Source organism: Methanobacterium sp. BAmetb5 (assembly GCF_003491305.1).
Classification (GTDB): domain Archaea; phylum Methanobacteriota; class Methanobacteria; order Methanobacteriales; family Methanobacteriaceae; genus Methanobacterium.
Genome location: NZ_CP022706.1, coordinates 191,638 through 210,333, shown reverse-complemented (window position 1 = coordinate 210,333; position 18,696 = coordinate 191,638). Strand labels below are relative to the sequence as shown.

The 18,696-nt window shown below is 40.3% G+C and carries 15 protein-coding genes and 1 pseudogene; 10 read left to right on the top strand and 6 right to left on the bottom strand.

Going from position 1 to position 18,696, the window contains the following annotated elements; genetic code table 11:
• The first annotated feature begins 310 nt into the window (after nt 1-310).
• Both CIT02_RS01005 and CIT02_RS01000 read left to right on the top strand, forming a co-directional pair.
• Nucleotides 311-2,635, top strand: a complete 2,325-nt coding sequence (locus CIT02_RS01005) for a PAS domain S-box protein (protein ID WP_292613180.1) — start codon at nt 311-313, stop codon at nt 2,633-2,635.
• A gap of 478 nt (nt 2,636-3,113) precedes the next feature.
• Nucleotides 3,114-3,518 (top strand): hypothetical protein, encoded by a 405-nt coding sequence (locus tag CIT02_RS01000; protein WP_292613179.1) that lies wholly within the window; start codon nt 3,114-3,116, stop codon nt 3,516-3,518.
• Between the two features lie 281 nt (nt 3,519-3,799).
• Here CIT02_RS01000 and CIT02_RS00995 read toward each other — a convergent pair whose 3' ends face one another.
• Nucleotides 3,800-4,444, bottom strand: a complete 645-nt coding sequence (locus tag CIT02_RS00995; protein ID WP_292613177.1) for a tetratricopeptide repeat protein — start codon at nt 4,442-4,444, stop codon at nt 3,800-3,802.
• A 166-nt stretch (nt 4,445-4,610) separates the two neighbouring features.
• Here CIT02_RS00995 and CIT02_RS00990 point away from each other — a divergent pair, with 166 nt between their 5' ends.
• The 4 genes and pseudogenes from CIT02_RS00990 (at nt 4,611) to CIT02_RS00975 (ending at nt 7,669) form a co-directional block, all read left to right on the top strand.
• Complete coding sequence (locus CIT02_RS00990; protein ID WP_292613175.1) at nt 4,611-5,168, top strand: manganese efflux pump MntP family protein; 558 nt, start codon at nt 4,611-4,613, stop codon at nt 5,166-5,168.
• Between the two features lie 301 nt (nt 5,169-5,469).
• Nucleotides 5,470-6,737 (top strand): annotated as a pseudogene (locus CIT02_RS00985) (ABC-ATPase domain-containing protein); the annotation flags it as partial.
• A gap of 21 nt (nt 6,738-6,758) precedes the next feature.
• Nucleotides 6,759-7,178 carry a hypothetical protein gene (locus tag CIT02_RS00980; protein WP_363124183.1) on the top strand — a complete coding sequence of 140 codons (420 nt, stop codon included), beginning with the start codon at nt 6,759-6,761 and terminating at the stop codon, nt 7,176-7,178.
• Nucleotides 7,179-7,339: 161 nt separating this feature from the next.
• On the top strand, nt 7,340-7,669 hold the full coding sequence (locus CIT02_RS00975; RefSeq protein ID WP_292613170.1) for a zinc-ribbon domain-containing protein: 330 nt from the start codon (nt 7,340-7,342) through the stop codon (nt 7,667-7,669).
• Nucleotides 7,670-8,035: 366 nt separating this feature from the next.
• Here CIT02_RS00975 and CIT02_RS00970 read toward each other — a convergent pair whose 3' ends face one another.
• The 5 genes from CIT02_RS00970 to tsaA all read right to left on the bottom strand — a co-directional run bounded on the left by CIT02_RS00970 (nt 8,036) and on the right by tsaA (nt 12,633).
• Complete coding sequence (locus tag CIT02_RS00970; protein WP_292613168.1) at nt 8,036-8,590, bottom strand: restriction endonuclease; 555 nt, start codon at nt 8,588-8,590, stop codon at nt 8,036-8,038.
• A 195-nt stretch (nt 8,591-8,785) separates the two neighbouring features.
• Nucleotides 8,786-10,216 carry a B12-binding domain-containing radical SAM protein gene (locus tag CIT02_RS00965; protein WP_292613166.1) on the bottom strand — a complete coding sequence of 477 codons (1,431 nt, stop codon included), beginning with the start codon at nt 10,214-10,216 and terminating at the stop codon, nt 8,786-8,788.
• 46 nt (nt 10,217-10,262) lie between these two features.
• The gene (locus CIT02_RS00960) at nt 10,263-10,949 is read right to left on the bottom strand and encodes a sulfite oxidase-like oxidoreductase (protein ID WP_292613164.1); all 687 of its coding nucleotides are present in this window, start codon (nt 10,947-10,949) and stop codon (nt 10,263-10,265) included.
• 389 nt (nt 10,950-11,338) lie between these two features.
• The gene (locus tag CIT02_RS00955; protein WP_292613162.1) at nt 11,339-11,914 is read right to left on the bottom strand and encodes a hypothetical protein; all 576 of its coding nucleotides are present in this window, start codon (nt 11,912-11,914) and stop codon (nt 11,339-11,341) included.
• Between the two features lie 323 nt (nt 11,915-12,237).
• Nucleotides 12,238-12,633: a tRNA (N6-threonylcarbamoyladenosine(37)-N6)-methyltransferase TrmO gene (tsaA, locus tag CIT02_RS00950; RefSeq protein WP_292613160.1), complete on the bottom strand. Its 396-nt coding sequence runs from the start codon at nt 12,631-12,633 to the stop codon at nt 12,238-12,240.
• A gap of 1,364 nt (nt 12,634-13,997) precedes the next feature.
• Here tsaA and CIT02_RS00945 point away from each other — a divergent pair.
• From CIT02_RS00945 to CIT02_RS00930, 4 genes are all read left to right on the top strand, one after another.
• Nucleotides 13,998-14,315, top strand: a complete 318-nt coding sequence (locus tag CIT02_RS00945; protein WP_292613157.1) for a hypothetical protein — start codon at nt 13,998-14,000, stop codon at nt 14,313-14,315.
• Between the two features lie 177 nt (nt 14,316-14,492).
• Nucleotides 14,493-17,138, top strand: coding sequence for a PAS domain S-box protein (locus tag CIT02_RS00940; RefSeq protein WP_292613156.1), 2,646 nt, complete (start codon nt 14,493-14,495; stop codon nt 17,136-17,138).
• Nucleotides 17,128-17,586: a response regulator gene (locus tag CIT02_RS00935; RefSeq protein WP_292613154.1), complete on the top strand. Its 459-nt coding sequence runs from the start codon at nt 17,128-17,130 to the stop codon at nt 17,584-17,586. Before CIT02_RS00940 ends, CIT02_RS00935 begins: the two co-directional genes overlap by 11 nt.
• Entirely contained in the window at nt 17,583-18,503 is a 921-nt protein-coding gene (locus CIT02_RS00930; RefSeq protein ID WP_292613152.1) for a PAS domain S-box protein, read from the top strand. Before CIT02_RS00935 ends, CIT02_RS00930 begins: the two co-directional genes overlap by 4 nt.
• The last annotated feature ends 193 nt before the right edge of the window (nt 18,504-18,696 follow it).

Sequence of the window (18,696 nt, the reverse complement as noted above, 5' to 3'; positions counted from 1 at the left end):
CCTGTTAATATAGTAACCCTTCTGAGTGTATTATTAAAATGAGTGAAATTTAGAATTTATTTTAAAAGAAGTAGAATATAAAACCCTATGATTTCATTTATAAGGACGGGAGAAAATGAACCAATGAAAGAGTATTAATTGACCCAGGTTAACGATTCTCACCCCATTATTATTAGTTTAATTAAAAATAATATCCAGTGAAAGTAATAATTATGCAGAGTGTGATTATTTTTGGTTATTATAACTTTCCATTTTTTCCCCATTAGTAATTAATAACACGTAGGAAAACCAATAAAAAATGGTAATTATCATGCCGGAACCAATCGTAATTCTCGCCATGAAAGATGATTCTGAGACGGGTAAAATTATCCAGACCCTCGCCCACAGTAATCACCCCCTCATCACAGTGTTTAACTGGAAAAATCAGGGGTGGGAAAAGCTTAGCTGTGAAAATTCAAGGGTAAAGACAGAAGATAACCCGGTTGATCCGGAGTCCATTGATCCAGTTTCATTAGACCTCATTATAATGGATGAAAAGCTACAGGATAATATCCAGCTGCACACTATTTTAGAAAAAATTAGAGAATCAGATATTCCAGTAATTTTTATCACCTCCAACTCTAACAACACCCTGGAATGTATACAGATAAACCAGAAGGAAATCTACTTATCACGGCCTTTTGAACCCCGCGAACTTATATTAACACTGCAAACCGCCTTTTACAAGATGAACGTGGAACGGGCCCTCCATGAAAGTGAGAATAAATACCGTATTTTAATTGAAAATGCCGATGATCCCATTGCCATTGTTGATTACCAGGGAAAATTTATACTGGTGAATAAAAGTGCCGCCATTTTCTTTTCCTGTGAAGAAGAAAAATTCCAGGGAAAGACCATGTGGGAACTCTTCCCCCCGGAAATCGCTGATTTACAAATGAACAATATAAGAAAGGTTATAGATACTGGTGAGGGCTGTATTTTTGAGAATAAATCCATTATCCAGGGTAAAGAATATTTTTTCAGCACCAACATCCAGCCCATGCCCCGGGAAAATGGAGAAGTGGAGGCAGTGCAGCTCATTGCCCGGGATATAACCCCTATGAAGATGGTGGAAAATGCCCTGAAAAAGAGTGAAGAGAAGTTCCGTGAAGTGTTCAATAATGCCAACGATGGAATATCCCTGCATCTGATTGAGGAAGATGGTTCTCCTGGCAAATTTTATGAAGTCAACGATGTGGTCTGCCAGAGATTAGGTTACTCCAAGGAAGAGCTACTCCAGATGGGTCCCCTGGATGTAATAACTCCAGAAACAAAAGAAAAACTGTACGAAGTCATGAGAACAATTAATTCCAGGGGAAAAGCCACCTTTGAAGCAATCCAGGTTACCAAGGAGGGTGGCCTGCTCACCACCGAGATCAGCAATCATGTGTTCACCCTGCAGGGAAGGGAGATGATCATGGCTATATCCCGGGATATCACCGAGCGCAAAAAAACTGAACGTCAGCTGCTAAGGATACTGGCGGGTATTGAGGGTGCCGGGGATGCCATTAGCATAGCCATGCCTGATGGTGCTAATTTTTATCAGAACCGGGCCTTTAACGAACTATTCGGATATTCAGTGGAGGAGCTTAACATCCCCCTGGGACCGGTGAAGTTATTTGCCGATTTGGAGCTGGGGAGATACATATACCAGACCATTATGAATGGTAATAGATGGGACGGGGAGCTGGAGATGGTTACTGAATCTGGCCGGATTTTCCCGGCATACATGCAGGCTAATGCCATTAGAGATAATAAAAACCGGATAATCGGTTTGATATGTGTTTTGAATGATATTACTGAGAGGAAAAGGGTGGAATATGCTCTGAAGACCAGTGAAGAAAAGTTCCGGAACCTGGCCCAGACTGCAGTGGATGCCATTATCATCATTGATGGTGAAGAAAGAATTATATTTTCCAACAACAGCCTGGAAAGAATTTTTGATTACCGGGCCGATGAAATAATGGGTCAGTACATAGACACGCTAATTCCCCAGCGATACATGGAAGAGTTTCAGGTTAAACTGGATTTTTTCCATCAGGATGACCTGGGTGTGGGAAATGTCTTTGAATCATTTGGTATGCGGAAAGATGGGAGTGAATTTCCACTTGAAATGTCCTTGAACACGTGGGAAGCAGAAGGTAACGTTTATACTACCTTCATTATCCGGGATATTACCCAGAGGAAACTGGATGAATTTAAATTGAAGATGAGGGAGGATATATTCCAGTTAATGTCCCAGAATATTGAGGAAGTTTTCTGGATTATTGACCCACTTACTGGACAGATACTGTACATGAGCCAATCATACCATAAAATATGGGGACGATCTATCTCTAACCTTTATCAGAACCCCCGTTCCTGGATTGAATCCATTCACCCCCCTGATCAGGAAAAATTTATCTCCTACATTTTTGGAAAAAATGGTAAAACCATCTCCCATAGAGAAGGAATTGAATGCAGTGTCATACGTCCCGATGGAGAAAAACGTCGAATAAAAGTCCGGGCATATCCAGTTATAAACCAGAATAAGGAAATTTATCGCCGGATCGGTATAGCCACTGATATTTCCGACTGGACACCAGACCCAAAATAAACCTGATAAACAATACTGAGAAAAAAGAGATTAGATGAATATATAACTTAATAGGTAATAATTGGCAGGAGTTTTGCCTAGTTAAATTAGTGCGGCTGAAAATAACCATTCACTTCCACCATTCACCAGGATATAGGAATTACTCCTTTTATTGTCGTTACCAGCTTGTTTTGAGTCAATTCATTTTTTTGTGGGAAAGCAATTTGTGATTCATATCACCAAACAACTTTCAATATTATAAGTGTTTGTGAAAACTAAATTGTTATGAGGTAATAATCCAAAATGGTAATGAACAACATTACCATAAAATATGAATATTGATTAAAAAAACCACAAAGTGTTCATCTGGATTTTACCTTATCCACCGCCTTAACAAAGCCCTGTCCTGAGGAAGAACCCCGCCGCCCTTCCTCTGGACATCTCTTTTTTTCCTAAAGTTTAACAAAATTTTAATAGTAAAATGAGACCATGTTAGAGTATGAGTTATCACCCTGATGACCCGGAGTTTGACGATGCTAATCCCGACCTGGTTCTTTTTAAACTTATCTGCCCGGAATGTGGAGTGGCCAACCCCGATGGATCCCTGAACTGCTTAGTCTGTGATAAGGACCTTACCCAGACGGTATTATTTTTAGAAGATGATTCTTTTGACCTGGAATTAACCAAAGATGCCCTGATTGAGTACCGTAAAAATTTCTGGGGCACTGAACGCACGGGTAAGATACTGGTATACCCCTTAAATGAGATTTCAAATATTGAATATGGATCACCAATTACCCGCTTTAAATTTGATTATAAAAATGAAAGACAGGTAATACCCCTTAGAAAAGAAAATATGGAAATTCTAAAGGAAATTCTCCCCCAGTTTATTGATCCCAATTAGTTATGGATATTAACCGAAACATTTATATAAGGTGTGACAACTACACTCTATTGTGTGTTATTTCTCATGTTAAGTTTACATGAAACAACGTTGGAGTTAGGTTCATGTACCCTTTAAAGTGGGGATATGCACACGTTAAAACCCCATATAGGTTTCAACCTAGCGCTTAACTCTATTTTTGGTTGGAACCAGAAACTTGCTTCCAGAGATATAAGCCATTTTTCCCCCCTACAAACCCCCTTAATCTCTGGAAGCTTTCTATTTATACACCCATCTTTTTCTTAACCATCTTCTTTATATTCGCCTGCGGTTTTCATTTTCAACTCCAATAACAGAGCCCATGCTTCTTCAACCTGTGGTGATAGAGTGCTGGATGCCAGGTAAATGAATCGTTCCAGGGCAGCAATGGCTTCCGGGTATTCTTCTAGAAAATTGTGAGCCGAGCCCTTACCAGCCCAGGCTGGTGCATTATGGGGATTGATCCCAGTGGATTTAGTAAAGGAATCACAGGCCTCTTTATATTTTTTCAAACCAAACAATGCCGATCCTTTATTATTCCAAACTTCATCATTATCTTTTTCCAGCTCCAGGGAGTGATCAAAGGAGTTTACAGCCTCTTCAAACCGGCCCTGGGATGCATATAAAATTCCCAGGTTAGACCAGGCCTGGGCATTATCTGGTTTAATATCCAGGGCTACTTCAAAGGATTCTTGGGCTTCATCCCTCAATCCCAGGTGAGAAAGGGTAACCCCCCGCAGATCCCATATCTGGCTATTATTCGGGTCCAGTTCCAGGGCATCATCAAAGTATAAGAGAGCTGCCTGGTAACTTCCCTGCTGGAAAAGTTCAAACCCCCTTTCTAACAGTTCTTCTTTATTCTTTCCCAATTTTTCTTTCCCCTGCCCCCTGTTTTTGCTATGATCCAATTTAACACCCCCTTTAGTTACTTATCAAATTAAAATTCTGTGAAACCTCTAATGTTATGTTCCTAATGAAATTTAGACCTATTTCTGGTGAAGATCTAAAGTAGTTACCATAAATTCTAAAGCAGTGACCATAATCATATATACTGGACAGTACATGAAGTAAGTTATGGATCTTTTTTCTATGTTTTTCCTGGCAGTTGGTCTGGCCATGGATGCCTTCAGTGTGTCTATTACCAGAGGAATGACCCTAAAATGTAATTTTAAACATGCATTCATCATTGCCCTATTTTTTGGAGGATTCCAGGCCTTAATGCCCGTGGCGGGATGGCTGGCCGGGGAACAGTTAGCAACCATGGTAGAGGTATGGGCCCCGTGGATAGCCTTCCTGCTCCTACTCCTGGTTGGAGGGAAAATGATCTACGAAGGTTTAAGGGAAGAAGATGGGGAAGATGTTTGTAAAGTTTTTTCCCTGAAAGATATTTTAATTCTTTCTGTGGCCACCAGTATAGATGCCTTTGCCGTGGGAGTAAGCTTCGCATTCCTTAACACCCCCATTCTGATGCCAATCCTAATTATCGGCCTGGTAACATTTGGATTATCCTTCCTGGGATGTTACATTGGGAAGAAGATGGGTCACTTCCTGGGAAACCGGATAGAAATACTGGGAGGAGCCATATTGATTGCCATCGGCCTCAAGATCCTCCTGGAAAACCTGGTTACATAATCTATTAAATTAGATTATCAGCTATGAAAAAAGTATGAAAAGGGATTTAAAAGGAATTTAAAGGATGGCATAATTAAAAGATTCTATTTTTTCCCATGATGATGAAAAACCACAGCATCCCTCCCCTTAAAAGACATTAAGTTATATAAAACTTTTTATTCCTTTAAAAACAATTTAAGGGTAAGATAACCCGATTTAAGAATGTAAAGGAATGAAGGCTACTGTGCAAAAACCCTAAATATATAATCAAAGAATTGTTAACAATAAATACAAAAAAACAGGGGAAAATCAGGGGTAATAGATGAAACTTGGAGAAGAAATAATTTCCATCCTCAATCGTATTGATGGAAGAGGATACAAGGCTTACCTTGATTTAAAGGGTAGCTATGATTTTAATTATTTTACACTTTTTATAGATCATGTGCAACGCGATCCCTTTGCCAGCCCATCCCTCCTGCGGGTTGAAATCCCTGATCATTCATTTCCACGGGAGTTATACCAGAATAAAAACCGGAAAATTGCACTGGAGGATTATATTTCACGGGCCTTCGGGGAGTGTATTGAAAAAAGGGTAAAGGGAAGAAAAGGTAGTGGTAAAAGTGGAATTTTGCGTATAGATCAGGGTAGACAGGAGGTTCTGGAGCGCAGCTGCGTCAACATCAGCCCCGGTGTTCTGGAGATACGTTTTGAACTGGGTTTACCAGCCCGTGGCCGTAGGATAATGGGAAGTGAAGCCCAAAGACTATTAACACAAGTACTACCTGAAATTGTTTCCTGCTCCTGTTTTTATGAGAATTTACCTGCTCGGGAGATAGCACGGCATGTGCAGGGCTACGAGGACGCAGAACATATCCGCCACCAGCTGTTAACGGAGGGACTGGTGGCCTTTATTGCCACGGGTTCTATCCTTCCCCGCGAAAGCGGCATATCTCCTAAACCATTACCTCGTGCTGTGGAATTCAAATCTCCTGATTCCATGACCGTTTCCCTGGAAACAGCAGATGGAAGTCTTGTTCAGGGCATGGGTATCCCGGAGGGGGTGACCCTCATTGTAGGTGGGGGTTACCATGGAAAATCCACCCTGCTCCAGGCCGTGGAACTGGGGGTGTACAACCAACTCCCCGGAGATGGCCGGGAGCTAGTGATAACCAGAGAAGACGCCGTTAAAATCCGGGCAGAAGATGGGCGGCGCATTGAAAAGGTAGATGTCAGCAGTTTCATCCACAACCCCCCTGGAATCGGGGATACCAGTGATTTCTCCACAGAGAACGCATCTGGTTCCACCTCCCAGGCCGCCAACATCATCGAGGCCCTGGAAGCTGGTTCTAAACTCCTCCTGTTCGATGAAGACACTTCCGCTACCAACTTCATGATCAGGGATGAAAGAATGCAGCGTTTGGTTAACAAGGATAAAGAACCCATCACTACTTCATTGACCGAGTGGGAGAACTTTACCATGATCAGGGTGTGTCTACGGTACTGGTTATGGGTGGATCAGGGGATTACTTCCAGGAAGCAGATACCGTGATTATGATGGACCATTACCAGCCCCGGGATGTAACCAGGGATGCCCGTAATATTGCCCGGGAAATGCCCATTAACCGTAAGGCAGAAGCACCGGGGAAATTTCATTACCAAAAACGCCACCCCCGTCCGGAATCAATACAGCCATATAAGGGAAAAAGGTTGAAACTTGATAGCCGTGGGCTTTCCACATTGATGATTGGTGCTTTGATGGTTGATCTGTCATCAGTGGAACAGTTGGTTGAATCCAGCCAGACACGAGCCATTAGCTACGCCCTTTACCAGTTAGCCAGAAATTATCCCCATCTAAACTCTTCAGTAACTGTGAAAAATGTTTTGGATGACCTTGATGAGGAAATTAACCGGAAAGGACTTGATTACCTGGCACCTCCTGGCAGGAAGAACCCCCACAACCTGGCCAGACCCCGCCGGTACGAGATATCGGCTGCCTTAAATCGTTTACGGAGTTGTAAGATGAATATTTAACATTTCCTCCAAGATCACAACGACAAGTTGAAATATGAATAATTTAAAGCATTAAATGTTACTAAATATAAATAGTTGGAAATAGATATCATTATATGTTGATTTAAAAACAGCAGGAAAATAAGTGAAATATTACTGATTAAAATAAGGAGGAATTGACCATGGTGTACTGTCATAACTGTGGCACTAAAAATGAAGATGATGCTGAATTTTGTTCTAAATGTGGAGAACCATTACGAGATGTAACTGATTATGATAGAAGACGCCGACATCACCGTGACGACCGTTATTACCGTCAGAGGAATGAATGCTTCGGTTTACCCCATGGAAACATAATAGGGCCGGTCATTGGAGGATTTATACTGATACTGGTGGGTGTAACCGCATTTACCGGTTTTACCAACATCTGGCAATATGTCTGGCCAGCGTTTATCATCATCATTGGACTGTTAATAGTAATCGGTGCGGTTTACCGCTCCCAGAGAAAATAAAGACATTTAACAAAAAAAAGCCCCCTTACAATAGGAAATAAATGTAGTTAAATAAATCGTAGCTGTATAAATTGTAGTTGGAATAAATGCAGTTATATCGGTGATTGTTTGGTGCAATCCCCTATTTTCCTATTTTGTGTTTATGTATTCTAATTCCCTTAATTTATTTCCTAATTCTTAATTTCTTTCCTGATTCTTCGTGTAGTATTTTTAAATTATTTAATTCACTTCTAATCCCCTTAAACTTATTACCTAATTCCCTAATTTCTTTTCTAACTCTTTTTTAACTTTCTTAAGTTTTTTTTAAATTTCCTTAAAGTGTTTTCAAATTTTTCTCAGATTTATTTTCAAAAATTTTCCTAAAAATTAATATGAATCATAAATACACTCTTTTTTTTGACAACTGCGGCAGATCCTTTCATGATTGTTTTTAGAAGTAGTTATACGGGCCAATATAAAAAATACTATTAAAAGGAGGAAATAACATTCAACCAGTATATTGCCTTCGACTGTGTTCAGGCCAATGAGTAATAGAGCTGATCCAACGACCAGGAATAGATTAGCAGTGAATTTTGATCTGGCGCCCATTAGCAGTAAAGTTAGGAATAACAATGATACGAAAACCATTATCCACCCTATCCAAAAAGAAAAATTACCGTATAAGAGAGGCATACCTTTATAATAATAAATAAAAACAAACCCCACTGCCAGCAGTACCCCCACTAACAGACCAGAACATCCAGGGCAGTATTTTTTTCCATGGATATGGAAAGTGTGGGATTCAAAGTGACCACAATCCGGGTGGTGTCCCTGGAAAATTATGGGGTGGGAATCAACTTTTGTAGAGAAATCTTTTTTAAAGAAGTCTTCTTTTCTAAATTCCAGTACCCCTTTACAGGAAGAAGGATATACAGTAGCCAACCCTCCTAAAATGCAGATGGCCAAAAATATGGTAAATATGAGGGGCTTTTGAAACCAGTACTTAGTTACTGGTTCCGGGGCCAATAGGTACAATCCTAACAGAATAAAAAGACCCATGAAAGAAATAAATGTTAGAATATGGGACTGATCCCGTGAATTATAGTGATACATTGACTTTTTATCCAAGGGAATCCCTCAAATTTGATACATGTCTCGGAATGATTGCATTAGTCCCTGGCCAGCCATGTAACGATAGGTTTGTCTTTTAAATTTATTACGGGAGAACAATCCGTAAATTCGTCTCTTCATACTACCGTAAAAGCTTCGGTAACACTGGTATAATTCTTCCTGGACTTCCGTGACAGAAAGATGTTGAGTGGGCATGACGGCGTGAACCATGTCAAAGTTGGCCCAGTTATCATCCTCCAACCATCCCTGCTTCACCGCAGCTTCATAGAGGGGTGTTCCCGGAAATGGTGTCAGGATCATGAAAATAGCTATGTCCGGGTCCACGTAGTTAACAAAATCTCTTAACTCCTGGATGGATTCATGGGAATCACGGCGATCCCCGGTGATGAGTGTGGCCTGGGAAAAGATATCATTTTCCTTTAATAAATCCATGGAAAGCTTGGCATCCGAGGTTTTAATCCCCTTGTCATAATCACTGAGTACCGTGGCGTCGTGGCGCTCCAGTCCCGCCATTATCCAGTAGTTACCAGCTTTTCTCATTTTGGGAAGGATGTCCTGATTTCTTACAATGTCATCACTCCGTGCCTGGAGGAACCAGGAGATATCCTGGGAGATTCCACGGCTAATGAGTTCATCACACAGGGCACTGGTTCTGCTTCCCAGGCCCAGGTTATCATCGGTGAGCCACAGGAAACTGACACCATACTCATTGTAGATGTGCTCCATCTCATCGGCAATTCTTCCCGGGGATTTAGGCCTCCATTTTCCCTGCCAGTGCTGCCATTGGGAGCAGAAAGTGCATTTATGGGGGCATCCCCGTGAAGCCTCCACCAGGGCATACCCCGCCCCGGTGTAGGCCATCATTTTAAAGTGATACTGGCCCATATGTTCCTCCACCAGGTGGTAACCCGGGAAGGGGAGATCATCCAGATTGTCCAGGAGGGGGCGGGGTGGATTGTGAATAATTTCTGTTTTGTGTCGAAATGAAAGCCCTTTAACACCAGAAAGGGGCAGTTGCTGGTCCAGGTGCCTAACCAGATCGTTTAGAGTTTCTTCTCCTTCCCCTCTGATTATGAAATCGATTTCAGGATACATTTTAAGGCTTTCCTCGGCTAGAGCGGTGAAATGTTGGCCTCCCACCACAGTTTTAACCTCAGGGTTTACCTTCTTTGCTATTTCCAGTGTGCGGAGAATGGTATAGGTGTTGCAGGTTGCCAGGGCACTGGCCACCACCACGTCGGATTCAGCCTGCTCCAGGTGTCTTTCTAACTTAGTCCAGCCCAAACCTTCGGCCTGACAATCCAGGACAGAAATATCCCATTTATCATTTTTGGACTCTAAATATGCGGCTAACTGAAGTATCCCCAGTGGTGGTGGCATGTATTCACCCATAACAAACCAGAGAACTTTTGGAGGTTCAACAAACAAAACTTTCATAACTGGATCTCCCTCTGGAACTTTTTTTAGTTTAAAAAAATAGATCTTACTCTAAATTCTCCTGCCAGCTGTAACGTTCTTCCATCCAGGGGTCTCCATGGTTATGGTAACCGGCTGACTCCCAGAATCCACGTTTATCCTCTGCCAAGAATTCCAGTCCAGTTACCCATTTGGCACTTTTCCAGAAGTACAGGCGGGGGACAACCAGGCGCACCGGACCTCCATGGGGGGAGCTTAAGGCCTTTCCATTGTGGTGGGTGGCCAGTAAAACATCTGGGGCAAAAAAATCCTCCAGGGAAAGGTTGGTGGTGAAATTCTTATGGGCGTGAACCAGAACGTATTTGGCCTCGGGACGTATTCCTACCAATTTTTTAATGGTTGATGTGCTCACTCCATCCCATAAATTGTTTAATTTAGACCAGGATGTGACACAGTGTATGTCTGAGAAGACCTGTACTCGGGGTAAGTCCATGAACTCCTGGTAATTGAGTTTAACCTCTTCATCTACCAGGCCCCCTATTTCAAGTTCCCATTTCTCAGGAACAATCTTAGCCACTTGCCCCGCATGTAACACTGGCCAGCTGTTATCTACATGCTGTCCCGGTGGAATCCTAATCTCCCTTTGAGTATCCGGACTTATAATAACATCTTTATCACTTCGAATATTCTGGATAGTTTCATTGTCCAGGGTGTGGGAATCCCCTTTAAAAAACTGTTTTAAAACCTTTTTCAAATGTATTACCCCCATTGATGTTTTAATCAGTTAATTTCATTAAAATATTTGCCAGGCAGGTGAATTTCGTCCCCCACATGGCAGTTTCATTCCCTTACTGTTAATCATTCCCTTTACAGTTAATATTTTAATCCCTGACTGATTAATATTTTATCCAGTTCTCCATTTGATCATGAAACTGGCATCCCAACATTCTAAAAAAAAGATAAAGTTATGGATACACGTATCACTTAGGGATACTTATTTACTGCCACAAGATTAATAAAAAGAGGTGTTTTAAATGAATTTAGTTACTTTGATTGTTTTGTTCCTGGTTTTAGTCGTGTTTCTGGTTATAATTGTAAGATATTATTTATTGTACAGAAAAGGACTGAAGGGGAGATAAGTTATCAGTAAGTCCATACTGGAATTTCTTTCCACTGGGCCTGGAATGTTTTAAGGGTTTGGGTCACCAGGGAGGAATTAAAGCGGTCCACCATTAAAACACCTTTCCCCAGTTTCTGTGCATTGATTTTGCTAACTATTCCCGGGTATTCCTTAACAATTCTTTCCCCATCCTTTTTGTAAGTGGATATACCCCCATAAAGTGCGCGGTTAAGTTTATTTCTATCGTTCTGGTTCATTTTGGTGGTGTCGTAGGTCAATATGATGCGTGACTTTAGATTCATACCCTCGGCAGTTATATCCACGGCTTTACCATGGAGTAAAACTCCTTCTCCCTCCATTGCTGCGGTGAGTTCAGGGTTGGTGCCAAGTTCATCAAGGGTTACCTGTTTTATGTGGAACTTTCCGGATACCAGGTCATTTACTTTACTAAAATTAGATTCTGATGGGGCAGTATGAACCACCATTAGATCAACATTTTTTAAAGTTTTAGAAGCAGCCGCACCAGGGTAAATTACCGATAAAACCCCTTTTATTTTTTTAATATCCCTGGTGAGTTCTGTAGCCAATTTAAAGTCCATTTTCCCCTCTCCCTCTAATCAATGACCTTCAGTTTAAGGGAAGGACTATCCCCACTCGATAGACTATCCCCCATAATCATTCTAAAAAAGAACAATCATTCACTTTATATATTTTCTAGTTGAACCCGTGAAATCCATTAAAATTTCTATCTGTTATATTGATACTACTAATCATAAGTATGTTTGGAAAATAAATATGTTTGGAAAAAATTTTGCCAATAAAAAAAAAACTTAAATTCCCAAGAAACTTTTATGGGGAATTTATTTAATGGGAAGCTTTATTGAGTGCTTTCCCGGTCAAAAAACTTCTATTAAATAAATAATCAGGGGCAATCTATTTCTTCCCAAAATGGTTTGATATCCAGGACAGGGGAGCCATCCAGGGCATCCAGCCACTTGACCCTTAAAATGTTACCTTGTCTCTGGACCAGTTTAACCAGACACAACCCCATTGGATTAGGCCTTACCGGGGCTCTGGTAGAAAAAACACCCCTTTTTTCTGTTCCACCGTAAGGAACCACTTTAAGGGAGACTGAATCAGCACGGTCCATCCAGTAGATGACGTGCAGGTTCTGCCCGCTTTCAATTCCTTCCAGTGCCTCGGCATACTCTGGAAAAATAGTGATGGTGCTCACCTCATCAGAAAAACGGCCCTGATGGGGGGACCCTTTTTTAGCTTTGAAGGGTGAATTAACCCGACCAATTGCAGTTACTTGCATAATAAAACCTCTTAATAAATTATCGGTTGATTTTAAGGGTATTGGCTATTTGAAGATAAATTGAATATTGTAATGGGGTTAAACTTTAGGGAGGATATGTGAATCTTTTATAAGGCCCCCGTGGGGTTCAATAATCCGTAGGATAAATCGGCAAAATTACTCTTACAATATAATTTGACCACCAGCATTAATATAAAATTAGATCAATACTAGGCAATTAGTTCATCAAAAGGAGAATGATATTCAATGGAGAACCCCGCAGGGATTTTTTTGAGAATGGGGAGTCTGGTTGGGCCCTGCGGGACATGATATTTTAGGGAGGCAATTCGTGATATTGCTATTGCTTCTCCATTGATCGTGGTTTAATAAAGTATTTGCATTTTAAACTTGTATAACATTCCTTATATAACTTACGGAGTCTTTACCATATTTATATTGGAATATTAAGGACTAATAGCAAAAGAAATAACTCATACAAATCTTTTTATCAGTTGATATTTTTGATGAACCTCATCCACATTTTGTTAAACCATTACTAAAACTAAACCATTGCATTATGATTATCTGGAAAAAAATATTATTACCCGCAAATAAGGTAAATTAGAATTAAAAATAACTAATAAAACCCAAAAATAACTTATAAATACTGAATAAACTTACATCAAACAAAATTTAGTGAAATGTTAAAAAAGGTTTCAGTTAAGAGTTTGTTCACTCTTAATCTTTTCATCCCCTAAAATTCTCTTTATATTCAGTAATCGTTCTCCACTGGAAGATATTCTGGTTGTTTTTTTAGGATTATCCCTCTTCAATTTTCTTAAAATATTATCACTCCCCAAGGAAACTGTTACTTCACTGGAACTTAAAGGTTAATGTGACCTTATTCACAAAAAGCAAACCGAAAAAAGTGCCCCAATCATTAATTCTCAATTCAAAAACAAATATCACACCACAAAGCTCTGTAGCTCCTAAAAAGAGATATAATAAGGTTGTTATATGGAAGTTAGTGCCAACGCAAATGTTTAAATATCATGTTGTAGTAAGATGTAATTAGGTGAATTAAACGACCACTTAGTATTATGAACTGGACTTCATAATATGAACTTGACTTCATGCCTTTACACCGCCTCCGTAAGGACATGATAGGCAAGAGTCTCTGGGGTTCTTGGCTCCGGAGACTTTTATTCTAATTTTAATGGAAATATTAGCATAATTGAATTATATATTTTTTATAATAACCATATTGAGTCAATAAGAAAAGATTTAATGCCCCCACCACTCATTTTTTAGTGGATTATTTCTTAAGATCATATCCAAAGATTTATTTATTATGGTGTTTCAAGATGGCTTAAGGTGATCCGAATATGACTAAATACAATAAACACTACACCAGTTCAATGGATGTGAAGGATAAAAATGGCGATCTCCTGGGAGCTGTGTGTGTCACTCCTTCCAAAGAAATTGGAAAAAGGGACATCATGTTAATGGCTGAGAATTCAGGCACACAATCTGTACGAAGCACCACCGAACTCATCAACGTTCTATCCAAAAAGAATGTTTCCTTTGATGACCGCAAAATGGTACTAGACTTCCTGGCGGAAAGACTGGGATCTTTGGAACAGGAATTAGCAGTTAACACTCTAAGATCACTGGATAATAAGGAAAAGCAGAGCAAAAAATAATAATTTATCATTAATTACTTTTTTAAGGGCCAGACCAGAACAATTCTTATTAAAACCGGATTAAAACTTTTAAAAATAAAAAGGGGAATTTACAAAGTAAGTGGGGGGGTTGAAGTTACTGATTTTAACAATTCACTTAAAAATTTAAATCCAGACCTGGTTGAATTAAACAATATAATGAATTGTTCACCTTTACCCCAGTTTGTAATCGACCGGGACCACCGGGTAGTACTCTGGAACAAGGCCATGGAAGATTACAGTCAAATTAAATCCACAGATATAGTGGGAACTGATGAGCACTGGAAAGCCTTTTACGATTCAAAAAGACCTTGTATGGCAGATTTAGTGGTAAATGAGGATTTAGATGGATTGGAATACTGGTTTCCCCGCAGGTGTAAACCATCTCAACAGGTTAAAGGAGCTTACGAAGCAGAACAATACTATCCCCACAGGGGCCCACAGGGTACCTATCTGCACTTCACTGTTTCCACCATCCGCAGCCATGATGGGGAAATTATAGGTGGTTTTGAATCTTTTGAAGATATCACCAAACGCAAAGTGGCGGAAAAGGAACTCCAGGAAAGTGAAGAGAAATTCCGGAGCCTCATTGAAAATCTAAATGTAGGTGTTTACCGTAACACCTCGGATCCGGGGGGTACATTTATACAGGTGAATCCGGCATTTGCCCAGATATTTGGTTATGATTCCCCTGATGAAATTATGCAAATTAAAGTTATGGATCTTTACGTTAACAAAGAGGATAGAGTACTATTTTTAGAAGACTTGCAACGTGAAGGATCAATAACTGACCGGAAACTGCTTCTTAAAAAGAAGGACTACAGCAATATCTGGGTTTCTGTATCCGCCAGGGCACATCACCATGAAGAAGGTTTCATTGACTGGGTTGATGGGATGGTGGAAGATATCACCCATCGCATATTAGCCGAGGAAGCCCTCCAAAAAAGTGAAAAACGATACCGTTCAATTGTGGAAAATATTAATGATGGCTTCTGTATTCATGATTTTAAGGGAGTTATCCATGATTGTAATGAGAATTTCGCCCTGATGCTCGGTTTCAGTCGGGAAGAACTAATTAGAACCAACCTGGATGAATTCAGCAGCACCCAAATGTTATCTTTTAGGAATGATGTGGTGGATGAGTTAAAAAATAAGGGAGTTGTTGAATTCGATGGGGACATTAATGTAAAAAATGGCACTCCACACTATTACAGCATCAATTCTAGCGTAATTTCACAGGAAGGTAACGGTAAGGTACACAGTTTCCTTAGAGATGTTACCAAACGCAAAGAAATGGAAAAAAAACTCCTGAAAAGCGAAAACAAAGCACATAAACGGCTTTCGGAAATTGAAGCCATCTACAATTCCGCCCCCATGGGACTTTGTGTTTTAGATTGCGATCTGCGTTACGTGCGTATAAATGAATCAATGGCCGAAATGAATGGTTTTTCTCCACAAGAACATATCGGGAAGTCTATCCACGAAATGGTTCCCGATCTGGGCCAGCAGGGTGAAGCTATAATTAAAGAAATATTCCAAACTGGTAAGGCTGTGAGCATGGAAATGAATGGTGCAACTGCTGCCCATCCGGGTGAAGTGAGAACTTGGATCGAAGGATGGTACCCCATTAAAGATTCTTCCCACCAGATAGTGGGTATCAATGTGGCTGCACTGGAAATAACTGAAATCAAAAGGGCCAACAAGGCCCTAAAAAAATCTGAAGAAAAATTACGCCTGACCATTGAAGGAGCCGGTGTAATCATGTGGTTCTGGAATATAGAGAAAGATGTGGTGGAATGGAGCGGTCACTATAAACATATCTTCGGGCCGGAACCTATCCCTGAGATGGGATACGATGACTTATTAAGTTTTGTGCACCCTGATGATCTGGAAAAAGTAGAAACAGCTTTTCAAAAGACATTACAGTATGGGGCAGATTTCAAAGTGGAAACGCGTACCATCGGGAAGGACAAATCAATGCACTGGTTCAGTATAATGGGAAGAGTGGTATACGATCTACAAGGTAAACCCCAGGAAATGATAGGCATTGCTCTGGACATCACCAACAACAAAATAGTACAACAGGAACTGCAGGAAACATTGCGAAAACTAAAGAGATCCAATGCCGAGTTGGAACAGTTCGCCTATGTGGCCAGCCATGACCTTCAGGAACCACTAAGGATGATCACCAGTTTTCTCCAGCTTCTTAAGCTTAGATATGAAAATCAACTTGATTCTGATGCCAATGAGTTTATCCATTTTGCCATTGACGGAGCAACCCGGATGCAGGAGATGATCAACGATCTTTTAACCTACTCCCGTATTGATCGAAAGAGTGATGATTTTAAAGAGGTGAATATAAAGGATATCCTGCAACAGATAACCTTTGAATACAAACTGTTAATCCAGGAAAAGAATGCTGTTATCCATTATGGGGAACTGCCGGTGATACATGCTGATTACACTCAGATGGTTCAGCTCTTCCAGAATCTCATCAGTAACTCCATTAAATACAATGACCAGCCCTGTCCCACTATACACATCACCGCAGAAAAACAGGGTAATGATTGGATCTTTAAAGTGGCTGACAACGGTATTGGTATTGACCCCCAACAGGGAGATCGGATATTTAAAATATTCCAGCGCCTTCACAGTCCCGATGAATACGAGGGAACTGGTATTGGTCTGGCTATTGTGAAAAGAATTGTGGAAAGACATGGAGGGAGGATATGGTATGATTCCCAACCAGGTAAAGGATCGAATTTCTATTTTAACATTCCCGGGAGGTTAGACCATGAAATATAAGCTTAACACCCGGGTGGAAATACTGCTGGTGGAAGATAACCCTGGAGATGTGCGTTTGATTCAGGAAGTCTTTAAAGAAGCTGAAATCAAAAATCAGCTTCATGTGGCAAGTGATGGTGAGGAAGCAATTCAGATGTTACACCAGTGGGAAAACAACCAGAACAAACTTCCGGACCTGATTTTACTGGATCTGAACCTGCCCAAAAAGCCAGGTGGAGAAGTTTTAAAAGAAATTAAACAAGACAGTAAGCTGAAATGTATCCCGGTGGTAATTTTAACCAGTTCCAATCGAGAAGAAGACCTGGTTGAAAGCTATAAAAATAATGCCAATTGTTACATAACCAAACCATTGAACCTGGACCAGTTAATCAACGTGATCCATAATATCAGTGATTTCTGGCTGAATATTGTAAAATTACCCCACAGGGACCATGGTGATGTAGTATGAGGATTAAAGGCACGGTTAATGTTTTACTGGTGGAAGATAATCCCGGAGATGCCCTGATCATAAATCAGATGTTCAAACAGATCCACAATATCCAATCTAATATTACCCATGCCAAACGCCTCTCGGAAGGACTGGAAGCCCTTTGTAACCGTGATTTTCATATCGTTTTGCTGGACTTGCAGCTGCCTGATAGCCAGGGAATTGGTACCTTTAACCAGGTGCATGAAATAGCACCAGATATACCCATAATAATACTCACCGGACTGGAAGACGAAGACTTTGCCATTGATATAGTGGGAGAAGGTGCCCAGGACTACCTGATTAAAGGACAGGTAGACAGCAAGCTACTATGGAGATCAATAATCTACTCCATTGAACGCAAGCACATTGAACACCGGCTAAGGGAAAGTGAGGAAAAATACAGGTTAATGGTTGAAAAAATTCATTCAGGAATTTTTTTTGTTGATTCAGGGAATAAGTTAACTTATGTTAACAAACAAATGGCTAAAATGTTGGGTTTCACTGTAAAAGAAATGATTAATCAGGATATATCCCATTTCACCAATTCAGAGGGCGAATCCTGCTTTAAAAAACATTTAAAGAAGGCCAGTGAGGGGAAATCCCTGGAAAAATCAGCCTATATCTATGAACTGGAACTATTAAACAAGGACCAGACCAGTGTATGGGTTCTAGTTTCCACCAATCCCATGTTTAAATCAAGTGGGGAATATTTAGGTGCTATCTCCATCATGACCGATATAAGTTCGCGTAAGGGTATTGAAAAATCATTGATGGAAACCATAATAGAAAAAGACCGGGATTTTTTCATGGTGATGGAAAACATGGTAGAGGCCATGAAACCCCTGATCCAGAATACCATGCACAGCCCCTTTGAATACGATACTAAATTCACTTAAAATACTCATTCTCCTAAGGAACCCATAACTCCTAAAAATCCCCATAAACCCTAAACCTAATCTTGCTAAAAAACCTGTAACTACTTTAACAGAAAAAAACAGGGAAAATATTTAATAAAGGATTAATACCTCAAAAGAATACTTAAACATCATATTATTCCTTAACATCATATGGCCCTAATAATCTGTCTTC

Bases quoted from the DNA above. Each gene is read 5' to 3' on its own strand.
- CIT02_RS01000 (WP_292613179.1), top strand. From the start codon at position 3,114: ATGAGTTATCACCCTGATGACCCGGAGTTTGACGATGCTAATCCCGAC.
- CIT02_RS00935 (WP_292613154.1), top strand. From the start codon at position 17,128: ATGAAATATAAGCTTAACACCCGGGTGGAAATACTGCTGGTGGAAGAT.
- CIT02_RS00955 (WP_292613162.1), bottom strand. From the start codon at position 11,914: ATGGACTTTAAATTGGCTACAGAACTCACCAGGGATATTAAAAAAATA.
- CIT02_RS00990 (WP_292613175.1), top strand. From the start codon at position 4,611: ATGGATCTTTTTTCTATGTTTTTCCTGGCAGTTGGTCTGGCCATGGAT.
- CIT02_RS00980 (WP_363124183.1), top strand. From the start codon at position 6,759: ATGCCCATTAACCGTAAGGCAGAAGCACCGGGGAAATTTCATTACCAA.
- CIT02_RS00975 (WP_292613170.1), top strand. From the start codon at position 7,340: ATGGTGTACTGTCATAACTGTGGCACTAAAAATGAAGATGATGCTGAA.
- CIT02_RS00945 (WP_292613157.1), top strand. From the start codon at position 13,998: ATGACTAAATACAATAAACACTACACCAGTTCAATGGATGTGAAGGAT.
- CIT02_RS00930 (WP_292613152.1), top strand. From the start codon at position 17,583: ATGAGGATTAAAGGCACGGTTAATGTTTTACTGGTGGAAGATAATCCC.
- CIT02_RS00965 (WP_292613166.1), bottom strand. From the start codon at position 10,216: ATGAAAGTTTTGTTTGTTGAACCTCCAAAAGTTCTCTGGTTTGTTATG.
- tsaA (WP_292613160.1), bottom strand. From the start codon at position 12,633: ATGCAAGTAACTGCAATTGGTCGGGTTAATTCACCCTTCAAAGCTAAA.
- CIT02_RS01005 (WP_292613180.1), top strand. From the start codon at position 311: ATGCCGGAACCAATCGTAATTCTCGCCATGAAAGATGATTCTGAGACG.
- CIT02_RS00940 (WP_292613156.1), top strand. From the start codon at position 14,493: ATGAATTGTTCACCTTTACCCCAGTTTGTAATCGACCGGGACCACCGG.